Here is a 13,854-nt window from a genome sequence, read left to right on the forward strand (position 1 = left end):
AGACAAAACCTAGCTAAAAAATTTTACATTAATAACTTAATTATAACATCACTCCCTTTGCACTCCCTTTCTTTGGTATACTAGTCTTAAATATGTCAACATCAGAAGGTGATGCTAATGTTTAAATTATTGATTATTGAAGATGATGAATCACTTTATAATGAGATCAAAGAGCGGCTTACACAATGGTCATATGATGTGTATGGAATACAAAATTTTGAGAAAGTTGATGAGGAATTTATTCAAATCAAACCAGACTTAGTCGTGATCGATATTCAACTCCCAAAGTATGATGGCTTCCATTGGTGTCGGTTAATTCGTTCACACTCCAATGTACCGATCATATTCTTATCATCACGCGATCATCCTACAGATATGGTTATGTCGATGCGATTTGGAGCAGATGATTACATTCAAAAACCATTCCATTTCGATGTTCTAATCGCTAAAATCCAGGCCACTATAAGGCGAGTTTACAATTATAATACAGACAACATTCAACTTAAAACATGGTGCGGTGCCACTATTAATTATGAAAAGAATTCTGTAACTAACGAACACGGAACTGTTGAACTAACTAAGAATGAAACTTATATTTTAAAAGAACTAATCGAGTATAAAAACAAAATCGTAACCCGTGATCAACTCATTCACAGTTTATGGGAAGACGAACGATTTATTAGTGATAATACATTAACTGTAAACGTCAATCGGCTACGGAAACGACTTGATGAGATTAGTTTGGGGAAGTACATTGAAACTAAAGTAGGACAAGGATACATCGCAAAGGATGTGTACAGTTCATGATAGGAAGATTTTTATATGAACGCATGAGTTGGATCTTACTATTTATATTTCTACATGCACTATTCTTATTCATTTCCTATGTTGATTCACAGGTAGCTTTTGAATCAATCGTGTATTATTCCTTTTTATCAAGTGTCATTTTTGTTTTTTTTATAATCATCCGTTATAAAAAAGAAGTCAACTTCTACAAAATATTAAGCGAGCGAACAAACTTCTTAGATCAATCGGATTTACCACAGCCATCAACCCCATTTGAACGAATCGTTTCGCATAACCTGACACAACAAACAGAGCAATTAAAACAAATCGAATCTGACAACCTTACCCATTTAGAAATGGAGAAAGATGAGCTACTATCTTGGATTCATGAAGTTAAAACCCCTTTAACAGCTATGCAACTCATTAATGATCGAATTGAAGATCCATCACTAAAAAACGATTTGAATTATGAATGGCTTCGAATTCACTTATTACTAGACCAACAATTACATAAAAAACGAATGGACATTATCGAAAACGACCTTTATATTGAAAAAACAAAGCTCGAACCGATTATTTATCAAGAGATTAAAAATTTAAAATCATGGTGTATTTATAAAAGAATCGGATTCGATATTCATTTAAAAGAAAATGAAGTTCTTACTGATGGAAAATGGCTCGCTTTTATCATTAGACAACTTTTATCCAATTCAGTAAAGTATAGTGAAAACTCGGAGATTAGCTTAACGAGTTACATAGAGAACGAGCAAATTATACTTACAGTTCAAGACCATGGACGTGGCATCGAACCGAAAGACTTACCACGCATATTTGAGAAAGGATTTACATCCACCGCAAAACACCAAGACAACTCAGCGACTGGTATGGGTTTATACTTAACCCAACAAGTTGCTAATTCACTGCAAATAAAACTCAATGTCGAGTCAATTCAAGGAGAGGGAACTACTTTCTCCCTTACCTTTCCTAAGAAAAATGATTTCGTATTGATCGCTGACGAGTCATAATCTATGTACGAAGCCACCTCTAACTTACACGCATGTGACAAAAATGTCACATGCTTTTTTCAATTGTTAGGTAAAATGAAGGATAGAAAACCCTCCCCCATATACAATAAATTTAGATTAACAGAAAGGAGTTTATAAAATGAGTCTACTTAAAGCTCAAAAAATTCATAAAAGCTATGGCAATAAATTTAATCGACAAGAAGTTTTAAAAGGTATTGACCTAACACTTGAAGAAGGTGAATTCGTTAGTATTATGGGGGCATCTGGTTCAGGGAAAACAACACTACTCAATGTTTTATCCTCTATCGACGAAGTGAGCCACGGAACCATTGAGATTGAAGGCAACTTAATCACGAACATGAAGTCGAAAAAGTTAGCTGAGTTTCGTAAACAACACCTAGGCTTTATTTTTCAAGAATATAATTTACTCAATACATTGACCGTTAAAGAAAACATTCTATTACCTTTATCAATCCAAAATGTCTCAAAAAAAGAGGCGAATGAACGGTTCGAGGACTTGGCTAAAGAACTTAGAATCTATGACGTTCGAGATAAATATCCGAGTGAAATTTCAGGTGGGCAAAAACAACGTACATCAGCTGCCCGTGCATTCATTCATGAACCAAGTGTTATTTTTGCAGATGAGCCAACTGGTGCTCTTGATTCTAAATCTGCTTCCAACCTTCTTAGTAAATTAAGTAATCTAAATGAAAAGCACCATGCTTCGATTATGATGGTTACACATGATCCAGTTGCAGCGAGTTACAGCAAACGCGTCATTTTTATTAAAGATGGGCAAATTTATAGTCAACTTAACAAAGGAAATGAAGACAGACAAAGCTTTTTTCAAGACATTATGAAAACTCAAGGTGTATTAGGTGGCGTACAATATGAACATTAACCAACTCATCTTAAGAAATCTCAAGAAAAACTTCACTAACTATTACCTTTACGTCTTTGCGTTAACATTTAGTGTGACTATTTACTTTGCGTTCGTAACGTTACAGTACGACCCATCGATGGACCCAGCTACAGGTTCAATTAAAGGGCAGGCTGCTGTTAGGGCTGGATCTATTTTACTCATTGTCATAGTTGGCACCTTTTTAGTTTATGCCAATAACCTATTTATTAAGCGACGCAGTAGTGAAATCGGCTTGTTTCAGTTAATCGGGCTAACGAAAGGTCGTATTTTTCGAATCTTAAGTATTGAAAACTTTATATTGTATTTCAGTTCTATGGTTATTGGGATTTTACTCGGTTTTTCCATTTCAAAATTAATAGTCATGATTGTCTTTAAAATCACAGGCGTTGAAGCAGTGGCCACATTAACTTTTTCTCAAGAAGCATTGATTCAAACATTGCTTGTTTTTATGGGTATCTATTTACTAATCATGTTTACGAACTATTTATTTATTAAGAAACAAAGTATTCTATCTTTGTTCCAAGTTCGTTCTTCATCAGAAGTAAAAACAAGGCGCTTGTCCATTTGGCAAGTAATTATTGGAGTATTAGGAATTGGATTAGTCGGTACAGGTTATTACGTTTCTCAAATGCTTTTCGACGGGGCTTTTATGTCTATAAATGAGTTATTTATGGCGATGGTATTTATTTTAGCCTCTGTTATTATTGGAACGTATTTATTTTATAAAGGATCAGTTTCGTTCATATTCCAACTCATTCGCAAGCAACATAAAGGCTATCTAAATATTAACAAAGTCATGTCTTTATCATCGATAATGTTTAGAATGAAATCAAATGCATTACTACTAACAATTATTACAACAATTTCAGCTCTAGCTATAGGATTATTAAGCTTAAGTTATATTGCTTACTACTCAGCTGAACAAAATGCAGAAGATTTTGTTGTTCATGATTTTGCATTAGTTAATGAGGAGTCTATTGAGGAATTTACTTCACACTTAGAAGAAAACAGTATTGATTATTCCATGACACAAGTTGAAGTCATCCAATTTGAAACGGATGCATCTGACATTCTGGATCTTGAGATGGATGAAGACCCTTCTATTACGATGGACCCAAGTGAATTACCATTACCTCTTGTCAGTGATGCAAATTTTGAACATATTGATGTTGAGGAAGATGAGACATTGTTGACTGGCTATTCGGACCTTATGATGCGTTTTATGACGATTAAAGATTCTGGAAAAGTCATTTTAACTGGACAAAATGATCAGTATGAATTACAGCATACAGGTTTAAACAGAGAATATCTCGTTTCAGCTTACTTTTCCAATGGCGGTGGAATGCCAATAGCTGTTGTTAATGACTCAACCTACCAAGAGCTTAGAGAGGATTTAGACCCTAACTATCAAAGAGAATCATTATTGTTCACTGGAATTGATGTCGCAGAAGAAGATTTAGAACAAGCCAACAGCCTATTCTTAAACCATAATATAGATGAGTGGCTAGGAAATGCCTCACAATTTCAATATAGCCAAAATCAAAAAATGAATATGGGACTTACCATGTTTATCGTCGCATTCTTAGGATTGACATTCCTTGTCACATCAGGCTGTGTTCTTTATTTCAAACAAATGGATGAAAGTGACAGTGAAAAAACAAGCTACACCATTTTAAGAAAACTAGGCTTTACTCAAAATGATTTATTAAAAGGAATTCAAATAAAGCAATTATTCAACTTTGGAATCCCACTTGCAGTAGGGCTACTACACAGTTACTTTGCTGTTCAATCGGGCTGGTTCTTCTTCGGTTCCGAAGTTTGGACACCAATGCTTATTGTCATGGGGTTATACACAGTTCTTTACTCGGTTTTTGGTATGTTATCTGTCATTTACTACCGAAAAGTGATTAGTGAAGCACTTTAGGATATCTTATAGGAGGATATCTAGTTAAACAACCTATGTAGAAAAGAAACACTAAACCGGATGTGGTGATCTCAAAAAGTTTAGACTTTTTTCGGAGTAGATTTCTACTCCGATTTTTTATTTTTCCAATATTCTTCTAGAACGTACTTCCTATCATTTTTATATAGTTTCTAGTATTAAGAGGGCACATTTGAGTAGGATATTTGAGTTTCTCTAAACTCATCCAATTAACTATTTCTTAATTCGCTTGTTTCATTAGTATCACCTCACAACATATACTTAAAATTACCTTCCTCAAAACTACACTAACTAGCAATCCAATCCCTAACATTACTACCAGAAAGAATATAATAAATAATACTACATTAACTTTTAAGCTAATTTTCTATAAAAGCTTCGATGAAATATTATTATTAATAATTAAAATAGAAAAATAAAAATTCAGCTACAGTGGCATGATTTACACACCACTTTATAGTATATAAATAACATTTATACATAATATTATACAGCGAATAAGTAATGTCTTTGGGCTTCAAAATCGGTATTCCATCATTGATATAAAGAGTTTATTAGAAAAAAGCCAGTCTAACTAATCCTTCTCTATGATAAATCAATGCTTATTTTTCAAACTAAACGCAAAGGATTTTATTAAATTATGGTAATATCCTTTGCGTTTTAATTAACCAATTGATAAATTTGAAAAATTCAAGGTGTTGATTTATATAGAAAAACTTATTTAACTTGACAGGGGAGTTATTAGATGATATTTTTTGGTTGATTAACCAAAATAAATATTGATTAATCAAAGTTTAATCAAAGCGTGAAACGAGTGACTGGAACCGAACCTACCATGAATTAACACAATCTCATGAGCTATGCCGTAAATGTGCAGAACAATAACTTTCATACTGTTTCATCAATGTTTATTGAAAACTATCAAAGTAAATTTATTGGTGCTTTTTATCGTCGGCTAATGTGATGATTGATAAGCTGGGAAAAATAAGATTAAGATAATGGAGGAACTATTATGGTGGATCAACCATCTTTTATAGCGGAAGCAAGAAGAGAGCAAATCATAAAAGCTACGGTGGATGTACTTAATGAAATCGGCTACGTAAATATAAGCTTGGCTAAAATTGCAAAAATGGCTAAGGTTAGTACTGGATTAATTTCCTATCATTTTGAAGATAAGGAAGATGTGTTGAATAACACGTTAGTTTATTTATTAAATACACAATTTGATTATATTAAAGGAAGAGTATCAAAAGAAGAATCTGCCTATGACCAACTAATTACTTTCATTGAAGCTTCTTTAGCTTATCAAGGAACACATAGGGTTAATAATATTGCACTGATTGAGATTGTTTTTAATGTACGTACGGAAGATAATATTTCTTATTATAAGTTACCGGTTGAGGAAGAAGAACCATTATATGTGTATTTGCAAGAGATTTTACATAATGGACAAAAGACAAATGAGTTTTCCGAATTCAATCCAAAGAGCCTTTCTACTATGATACAAGGCGCAATTGCTGAAAGAATGCTTGTAAATGGAGAAGGATTTGACTTAGAAGAATACAAAAATGATTTAGTTAATATGGTGACAAAAATAGTTAAGTAAATTCATAACACAATCACTTTTCAGTCTCACCACCTCCCTCACATTGCCTTCTGTGCTGATGATGGTAATTGGCGTGTTCTTTATGGGAGTTGGCGTTATTTGATTGAACGGAGGAAGGATTAATGCGTAAAGTAAATGATGCAACAGTCACGTTAGGGAAAGAAAATAAAAGTCGAGGCCGTTCTTTTTGGAGATTTTTCAAGCGTTTTGTCTTGTATAGCCTTCTATTCGTTATTATAGTCGTAACCGGCAGTATAATCTATTATTATAGTACGCTCTATACGGCCGGAGAAAAGCAAGAGGGTTATCTTGCTCTGACCAATGCTACGGTTTTAGTCGATGAAGAGTTGGAAGCCCATGAAAAGAGCACTGTGTTAATTCAGGACGGGATAATCATTGACGTTGGTAGGGATGATGAAGTTGATATTCCTGCATCCGCAACGGTCATGGATTTGAACGGACATACGCTAATGCCTGGTTTAATCGACTTGCATGTACACTTAGGAATGAAGGAAATGGAATTAGGCCAAGAGTTAGGCCCATTCGGGATTATTGGTTTGGTTTCTGATTTTATACGTTTTACTCCAGACAAAAGAAAAAGTTTATTGGAACACGGTATTACAACCGTACGCAGTGTTGGAGATGAGCATGAGTGGATAATGGAATTCCGTCAGTTAATTCAGGATGGGGAACTCGAAGGGCCGCGCCTGTTCACTTCAGGTTCATTATTTACTACATTGGAAGGGCATCCAATCGCCACGATAGGAACAGACCCAGACTCAGAGGTCGTCCTTTTTCCGGACACACCCAAAGAAGCACGAGACAATGTCCAAGAGATGGTTAGCGGCGATGAGGGAGTAGACCTTATCAAGGTCGTTCAAGAGAGAGGACTCTCAGAGTATCCATTAGAACCAATCGCTACTGATGTGCTTCAAGCAATTGTTACCGAAGCAAATATACACAATATCCCAGTTACAGGCCATTGGGGTGCATTAAAGGATTTGGAGGAATTAATTGAGGCAGGCGTTGACGGCTTGGAGCATTTAGGAAGAGGCGTCGTATTAAACGGGTGGCCAGAAGAGCTACTGGAAACAATCATTGAAGGAGATATGTTGCTAACACCAACACTAACAGTCGAAACGATAAACGCCGAACCAGAATATCAGCAATTGCTTTTAGAACGGGCCGAAGAGTTCCACCTTGCTGATGGGCAATTTGTAGTAGGGACGGACGCGGGCATGCCTGGCGTTTTCTTTGGTCCAAGTATGTATCAGGAACTTGAACTGCTTGTTAAAAGCGGACTAAGTCCTCAAGAAGCCTTGCAAGCAGCAACGAGTCGTGCAGCCGACGCTTTACAGAGCGATGAAATAGGCGTTATTGAACCTGGAAGAGCTGCTGATTTAATTGTCATCGATGGCCATCCATTACAACAGATTGAGGATGTTCAAAATGTAAGCAAAGTATTTCGAGATGGAAGACTAGTGGTAGAACACTAAGAGGTAAGCATAATAAAGGGTTGCAATAATACTGAATTTTGAATAAGGGGTACATTTGAGAATACGATAGGTGATCTAGTGGAAAGTTATTTTGCTTAAAATTTATTATGCATTAATTTTAAGTAAAATAAATGCATAACGAATTTTTTGGATATTTTATTTATGATCAATTAACCCCACACGAATAGTGTTCATTAGTAAATTGAAAAATAGTTGTTCCTTTTTACCATGTTTATATAATTGGGTATTGTACCACAGGACAGCGGAAGGAATAAATGGTTTAAGTTTGTACAAATACGTTGAGGATGCTTTTTCACTCTTTTACAAAGAGTTGGATGAAATAAGTCTTAGACAGATAGATTTAACAGTTGAACAGTTTTATAAAAAAAGAATTTTTATGTTCGATTATTTACCTTAATACTTTCTACTTTTGATTTCTAATGATAGTGAGTTAGCTTAAATATTATTGTTGCGTAGTATTTGTCTTTGCTGCAGATAAACCTTTATAACTTCTATTTAAGTCTATAATAAAAAGAGCTCACACAAATGAACTCTTTCCTGTAATCATCTATTAATTCCAGCAACGCGATATTTTCCACGTGGCACGAGTTTCCATTACTTGATGTCAGGGTTACCGTGAATAGGTCAGTTCTTAGGAACATGTACACGAAGTACGGCGCTGTTATTTTTTCGCCTTTCCAGTAATGTTTTCTATTTAAAAACTGCCATCTTTCCCTATTGAATAGTAGTATCGTTGTACTGCGCAATAAGTGGATCTGTTGTTTTTCCTTCTTACTGGACATACTCCCCCGTTGAAGAAATAACCATATTGCTATATCTTTCTTAAGTAAAGCAGTGTCATTTTCATCCCTTATAACGTTGTTACAATATTGTATTTTTATAAATTGTTAGAAAGATAAATTAATTCATTTTGAAAATCATACTTTTTGAATGCTTTTCTATTTTAGTAAACTCTTCATTGATATCTTTAAATTCTTTTAAGTTTTGACTCCTTAAATGCTATTCTTACTGTAAATTCAAACAAGTAAATAGGTTATTAAGTGTGATTGTATATCCTCCATTAGCCCAACCGACATCAAGGAAAAGCAACCAAACTCAAATGCCCATTCCGTCGACAGTTAGACAAATAAATTTAATTTTCAGGAACAAATTTTCAATTAAGTGATGAAAAAAGTAAATCATCATTTAACATTCTGGGCTCCTGTTCAGTAACTTTAATTTGTAAAACTTGCCCTGCATAAATCATTATATACATATGTTCAACCTCTAGTACAATAGAAGATAAATACTCCCCACTGTTTTTACTGAATCCATATCCATGAACCTTTGTGATTAAGTTGTGTTCAGTTGAAAAACTAGAACACGCTATAATATGATCTTGATTAGGTTCTTCCGTTAGTTCATATTCAAAGGGATATGGGTCTTTTTGCTCAAAGAGAGCAAGAAAATCATCTCCATCAGGATATTCAGCGCCAATTATCCTCCAGTAATGCAGTTTATGTGATTTTTGTTTGCAAAATTTTAATAACAATTCATTCGAATAAAGGCTCAAATCCTTACTTATTTGATTAATGTGAAGAGGATTCGAAAACATACCTAACAATACCACTCGTTATTTAAATCAGTACTCTTCCAGTTCATATTCAATAATTATCCCTCATTACTGTATTATAATTAAGTAAAAACGCTTAAAAGCTTCACTCAATACTTCCATTTGGTACACAAAATTTTATTGAATTGGTAAAAATCTTATCTTATCTGTTTCAGTGGAATATGGATAGCTTAAAGTCCAATAGTCGGGTTGTAGACCTATAATAAGTTACTGTTTTCTCTTCGTATGCCTTTATATATTTACCATTTCCAACTTGTTGTTGGTTGCCTGGCATTCTCTGAAAATCGTACCATGCTTGATTTTGTCCTCCTGATTTATTGTAGTTATTAACTCTACTAGTACTATTAGTTAAAGTGGCAGCCGATCTTAAATTTCTCCAAGTATCATCTGCCCTTGCACATTGTATTGTTATATCATCACTATACTTTTCAAATTCATAATCCATTTCAGAACTTAATGGGTCTAAACTTAAAGGAGCACAACCGATTGGGCTTGCATTCATTGTTGATGACAGGGGAAAGTTAAGAACATTAAAAGTTCGAAGCGAAGCAAAGATTAAAATAAAACAAATCACAACGACTGAAAATAAATTCTTTTTGTTTTTTACAAGAGGTCCTCCCATTTTTTACCTTTAAGGTAATAGTTTGATGTTTTTTGTTCAATAGAATGGTAATATCTATTTTGTGATAATTCAAATTGTTTTCTATTTTTGATTAATGATGTAAAATGAAAAGGTGAATTATTCATAAAGGTAATGGTGCTGGCGTTCGTATTTTTATCAGATTTATTAATACGAGTATTCCGAACAAATATTTTAAGTTTGTTTAAAATCACTTCTTAAATTGATTCATGTAATAACAAAATTTTATCTGAGTATCTGTTATACTAGTAGTAGATTGTTCATTTAATGCTAGAAAATACGTTATATGTGGTGATAAAGATGAGCAATCCAGTTAATCTTAGACAACGTTTATTAGCAAAGTTTTATGATGTTCTGATTTTGACAATCACCCTACGCAGCGTGGCAGTAATGAAAATGCCAATGGCTTGATAAGAGAGTTTTTCCCTAAGAAAACAGATTTAGCTAAGATTGATAAATCAGATTTTAAAAAAGCTCTAGACTTAATCAATCATAGATTAAAACATGCCTGAACTGGAAATCAACATACGAGGCTTTTCATGAAGAACTGTTGCACTTAAATTGACAAACTGTCTTACATTGCCCCTTCTCCAATTTCTCTTAGTTCCTGAAAATCAAAGTTTTTAACATGACTATAGCTGACATACGTACCACCAATAATATCATGTACTGCCCTTTTATCTTTTCTAAATGCTATCATAAATATATTAACCACTAGTGATACCCCTAGCGACAATATGCCAACAATATGAAAACCAACTACTTCTCTCAAAATCATATTTTTAAATGATTTTCTTACTTTTATATTGTTTGATTTTTATTTTGCACAACTTCTTACCAATAACATAACCACTCCAAATGATAGGAACAGTAACTAAGTATATTGGTAAATAAAAACAACAAACACCTAGAGCCATCTCTAGGTGTTTATTTGTTTAAGCTTTTCTCTTAAAAAGGCTCCCTAACAGATAGAAACAAATACCGATTAAAATGAGCCAGTATAACTCGATCGTTATGGGCGGTCCGAAAGAAGGCATAAAGTAGAATAGTGCTAGAAAAATACCGAATGGCAAAGCACCAAATACTATACCGGTAAATAATAACTCAAAGATCTTTGTTACATCCTTAAAACAAGCCCAACAAATGTATCGAATAACGGCATAAACAAGGATAAACGCAATCCCCAATGATAATAATGTATTAATAGCTAATGTTCCTACATAATAGGTTTGATTAGATTCTGGTAGACCAAATCCATAATGACAAACGGTACTAACTAAACCATTTAGAAATATTGCAACACCTAGAAAGTAAAACACTCCCATGAAAAACTGCATTATCATCTTCTTTGATAGCATTTTTTGTGGTAATTCACCAACGATTTCATTGGCATACTGTTTCGGGTTATCACCAAACAACTCAGAAGCAACTCTACCCTCCTGTTGTAATATTAACAAGTGATCCAGTAATTCCATTAATACTTCTTCTGTTTCTGCCACCGACTTGTTATAAGATAAACGAACATACATCAGCATATCTTCATATATTTTCTTATTTTCTTTGTTCAGCAGCCTTCTTTTTTCATTATTCTCTACAATTAAACTTTCCATTTACACATCCTCCTCGTCCAATAATTGATCAACTGGTTTTTTTAGATATTCCCAATTTTTTCGAAAAGTCTCCAATGACTCTTCTCCTGCGTCTGTCAATGTGTAATACTTACGATTGGGCCCACTAGGTGATTTTCTCATTTCTCCTTGAATGAGTTTTTCTTTTTGCAGCCGTAGTAATATGGGATAAATGGAGCCTTCACTGACATCTAAAGCATGGTCTTGTAATTTCATGGCCAATTCATATCCATAAACGGTCTCCTTGGAAATAATAGCCAAAATACACCCCTCTAATATTCCTTTCAATAATTGACTTCTGATCGCCATCTCCTCACCTACCTTGTATTGCAAGTTACTAAAGTTTTTAAAAAACAAGATCCAGTATCTTGTTACACAATATAGTTGTATTATATATGCTTTTCGTTTCTTTAGCAAGAAAAAACTCCCGAAATTATCTTAGGAGTTTGATGAAGGTTGTAAAATATATTCTAGAATCTCATGTAATTCAAGACGTTTTACTTGGTTAATCTCCGTAGTTTTGCAGTTACTTTTTCAGTAATTGAGTTTTAATCTGTTGGGACTTAACAAGTTAAAGGTTTTTTTATTTTGTTTTTATTCATCGTAAGAATCATCAAAGTAAAGATGGATTATAAATTACTAGAGAGTTTATCAAAAGCAGAGTGTACACATATGAAACAAAACTATTACTTATTCGATTATTATGATAAGGTACTTCAAACGTTAGGCGATCATTTTGCTATCGATTTTTCTAAACAAATTCGATCTCAAGGAGAAATTAAAACAAATTTTAGCAAGCACAAAAAAACAGTAAAATTCGCTACATGTTCGCGCAAAAAGGAACAGCCTCCACCCCAATACTATCAAGGGTTTACGGCTGTTTTTAGCTTTTTAAAGTGCAAAATTCAGGAAATCAGTGTAAAAAAAGTGTAAAAGAAAATTAAAACCAATCATTTTTAACATTTTTCTCCACCATAAACATGTCATGTTCATCCTTATACAATATAATACTCAAAACGCCCTCGAAGGGGGTTAATATCCCTGACTAAAAGTTGATATATCAGTATTTTTTATTATTTATGTGTTTAAAATGTGTTTAATGATAATGTTCAAGAGGAGTTATTACAAAAGAAACATTATTACAATGTCTAAAAAGAACCCAGAGGAAAATTTATGAATTATTATTGACATAATAAATTAGAGGTAATAGTATTATTTCGGCATTTAATATATTTATCTTAAATTGTCAAGGGAAATTGAAGCAAACCTGTTTCTTTTTTAGAATAAATGTAATAAGATGAAAGTGACAGAAAGTCTAATCTACGATTTTCTGGCAGGGAGGAATCAAAATGACCTACAACGTTAGGCAAGTCAGTAAGTGGTTTATTGACTTTAACAGTGGTGCAGCTAGTGAAACACTTGACGGACATTTAAAACTACAAAAATTGCTATACTATGCTCAAGCAATGAAATTAGCTGTTACTGGTGAGAAATTGTTTAATGACAGAATAGAAGCTTGGGCAAACGGCCCTGTAGTCAATAATATGTTTGTTGAATACCGTCACAACCAATTTGTACCACGATCTAGAGCATTCGACACACCTGAATTTGATGAAGAAACAACAAAAATATTAGAGATTGTTAATTCAATTTATGGCTCACAATCAAGTGATCAATTAGTAAACTTAACTCACTCTGAAAAACCTTGGGGCGAGCTAGAAGCTGAAGCAAAAAACAGACTAAATCCAGAAATTAAGGTTGAAAAAATTAGAGAGTATTATGAACCATTAGCTGATTTATATGAAGTTTATAAAGACTACGATTTTAGCGTTGAAAAAATTGAAGAGATTAATGGAAATGTTTTTGTTTATAATAAACATGAAACAGAACTTAGTGAAGAGAATTATAGAGATTTATGGGATTTCGGTGATAAAGTTAAAAATGAAAAGTATTTTATTTATAAGGATGAAAATGGAGAATTGGTGATGTACTAATGGATTACGATAAAGGTGCTATTCTAACTAAAACAAATATACGGTTCAAACAAACAGATAAAATAGACCATAGAATTGGTGGTCATCCAATTTTATTACCTATTGAATTCGGTTTTACGGATGACTACCTCTATTACTTTACTTTATCAAGTCAAACTCAACACTATGTCAAAGATAAAGAT

14 protein-coding genes and 1 pseudogene are annotated in these 13,854 nt (G+C 33.5%); 10 read left to right on the forward strand and 5 right to left on the reverse strand.

Translation table 11 applies throughout. The features are described from left to right. The first annotated feature begins 117 nt into the window (after positions 1-117). The 6 genes from A194_RS0109060 to A194_RS0109085 all read left to right on the forward strand — a co-directional run bounded on the left by A194_RS0109060 (position 118) and on the right by A194_RS0109085 (position 7,777). Positions 118-807, forward strand: coding sequence for a response regulator transcription factor (locus A194_RS0109060; protein ID WP_017186533.1), 690 nt, complete (start codon positions 118-120; stop codon positions 805-807). Next, complete coding sequence (locus tag A194_RS0109065; RefSeq protein ID WP_017186534.1) at positions 804-1,811, forward strand: sensor histidine kinase; 1,008 nt, start codon at positions 804-806, stop codon at positions 1,809-1,811. The genes A194_RS0109060 and A194_RS0109065 overlap by 4 nt, the downstream gene beginning before the upstream one ends. A gap of 139 nt (positions 1,812-1,950) precedes the next feature. Next, positions 1,951-2,712 (forward strand): ABC transporter ATP-binding protein, encoded by a 762-nt coding sequence (locus A194_RS0109070; RefSeq protein WP_017186535.1) that lies wholly within the window; start codon positions 1,951-1,953, stop codon positions 2,710-2,712. Further along, a complete protein-coding gene (locus tag A194_RS0109075; protein WP_017186536.1) occupies positions 2,702-4,657 on the forward strand; it encodes an FtsX-like permease family protein in 1,956 nt (651 codons plus the stop codon). The genes A194_RS0109070 and A194_RS0109075 overlap by 11 nt, the downstream gene beginning before the upstream one ends. 1,030 nt (positions 4,658-5,687) lie before the next feature. Then, the gene (locus A194_RS0109080; protein ID WP_017186537.1) at positions 5,688-6,281 is read left to right on the forward strand and encodes a TetR/AcrR family transcriptional regulator; all 594 of its coding nucleotides are present in this window, start codon (positions 5,688-5,690) and stop codon (positions 6,279-6,281) included. Positions 6,282-6,652: 371 nt separating this feature from the next. Then, on the forward strand, positions 6,653-7,777 hold the full coding sequence (locus A194_RS0109085; RefSeq protein WP_202800435.1) for an amidohydrolase family protein: 1,125 nt from the start codon (positions 6,653-6,655) through the stop codon (positions 7,775-7,777). Between the two features lie 1,174 nt (positions 7,778-8,951). On the opposite strand, the gene A194_RS0109090 is transcribed toward A194_RS0109085, so the two are convergent. Further along, complete coding sequence (locus A194_RS0109090; protein WP_157783044.1) at positions 8,952-9,401, reverse strand: hypothetical protein; 450 nt, start codon at positions 9,399-9,401, stop codon at positions 8,952-8,954. A gap of 160 nt (positions 9,402-9,561) precedes the next feature. Continuing rightward, positions 9,562-10,032, reverse strand: coding sequence for a hypothetical protein (locus A194_RS0109095; RefSeq protein WP_017186540.1), 471 nt, complete (start codon positions 10,030-10,032; stop codon positions 9,562-9,564). Positions 10,033-10,427: 395 nt separating this feature from the next. Between A194_RS0109095 and A194_RS20770 the strand changes: the two are divergent. Further along, positions 10,428-10,615 (forward strand): annotated as a pseudogene (locus tag A194_RS20770) (IS30 family transposase); the annotation flags it as partial. A 9-nt stretch (positions 10,616-10,624) separates the two neighbouring features. Here A194_RS20770 and A194_RS19775 read toward each other — a convergent pair. The 3 genes from A194_RS19775 to A194_RS0109110 all read right to left on the reverse strand — a co-directional run bounded on the left by A194_RS19775 (position 10,625) and on the right by A194_RS0109110 (position 11,987). Beyond that, a complete protein-coding gene (locus tag A194_RS19775) occupies positions 10,625-10,855 on the reverse strand; it encodes an RDD family protein (RefSeq protein WP_272942209.1) in 231 nt (76 codons plus the stop codon). A 130-nt stretch (positions 10,856-10,985) separates the two neighbouring features. Further along, positions 10,986-11,660: a DUF1129 family protein gene (locus A194_RS0109105; RefSeq protein WP_017186542.1), complete on the reverse strand. Its 675-nt coding sequence runs from the start codon at positions 11,658-11,660 to the stop codon at positions 10,986-10,988. After that, the gene (locus A194_RS0109110) at positions 11,661-11,987 is read right to left on the reverse strand and encodes a PadR family transcriptional regulator (RefSeq protein WP_029425120.1); all 327 of its coding nucleotides are present in this window, start codon (positions 11,985-11,987) and stop codon (positions 11,661-11,663) included. A gap of 363 nt (positions 11,988-12,350) precedes the next feature. Here A194_RS0109110 and A194_RS0109115 point away from each other — a divergent pair, with 363 nt between their 5' ends. The 3 genes from A194_RS0109115 to A194_RS20775 form a co-directional block, all read left to right on the forward strand. Beyond that, a complete protein-coding gene (locus A194_RS0109115; protein ID WP_157783046.1) occupies positions 12,351-12,611 on the forward strand; it encodes a hypothetical protein in 261 nt (86 codons plus the stop codon). Positions 12,612-13,027: 416 nt separating this feature from the next. Continuing rightward, complete coding sequence (locus A194_RS19400) at positions 13,028-13,672, forward strand: Panacea domain-containing protein (RefSeq protein ID WP_017186545.1); 645 nt, start codon at positions 13,028-13,030, stop codon at positions 13,670-13,672. After that, positions 13,672-13,854 (forward strand): hypothetical protein (locus A194_RS20775; protein WP_029425122.1); only part of this gene is annotated, 183 nt, incomplete at its 3' end. The genes A194_RS19400 and A194_RS20775, both read left to right, overlap by 1 nt.

The sequence above is a fragment of the Alkalibacillus haloalkaliphilus C5 genome (genome assembly GCF_000269905.1).
Taxonomy (GTDB): Bacteria; Bacillota; Bacilli; order Bacillales; family Alkalibacillaceae; genus Alkalibacillus; species Alkalibacillus haloalkaliphilus_A.

What these genes read in the sequence shown, in the direction of transcription:
- A194_RS19400 (WP_017186545.1), top strand. Translation starts at nt 13,028, where the DNA reads ATGACCTACAACGTTAGGCAAGTCAGTAAGTGGTTTATTGACTTTAAC.
- A194_RS0109070 (WP_017186535.1), top strand. Translation starts at nt 1,951, where the DNA reads ATGAGTCTACTTAAAGCTCAAAAAATTCATAAAAGCTATGGCAATAAA.
- A194_RS0109095 (WP_017186540.1), bottom strand. Translation starts at nt 10,032, where the DNA reads ATGGGAGGACCTCTTGTAAAAAACAAAAAGAATTTATTTTCAGTCGTT.
- A194_RS0109060 (WP_017186533.1), top strand. Translation starts at nt 118, where the DNA reads ATGTTTAAATTATTGATTATTGAAGATGATGAATCACTTTATAATGAG.
- A194_RS0109115 (WP_157783046.1), top strand. Translation starts at nt 12,351, where the DNA reads ATGAAACAAAACTATTACTTATTCGATTATTATGATAAGGTACTTCAA.
- A194_RS0109080 (WP_017186537.1), top strand. Translation starts at nt 5,688, where the DNA reads ATGGTGGATCAACCATCTTTTATAGCGGAAGCAAGAAGAGAGCAAATC.
- A194_RS0109110 (WP_029425120.1), bottom strand. Translation starts at nt 11,987, where the DNA reads ATGGCGATCAGAAGTCAATTATTGAAAGGAATATTAGAGGGGTGTATT.
- A194_RS0109075 (WP_017186536.1), top strand. Translation starts at nt 2,702, where the DNA reads ATGAACATTAACCAACTCATCTTAAGAAATCTCAAGAAAAACTTCACT.
- A194_RS0109065 (WP_017186534.1), top strand. Translation starts at nt 804, where the DNA reads ATGATAGGAAGATTTTTATATGAACGCATGAGTTGGATCTTACTATTT.
- A194_RS0109105 (WP_017186542.1), bottom strand. Translation starts at nt 11,660, where the DNA reads ATGGAAAGTTTAATTGTAGAGAATAATGAAAAAAGAAGGCTGCTGAAC.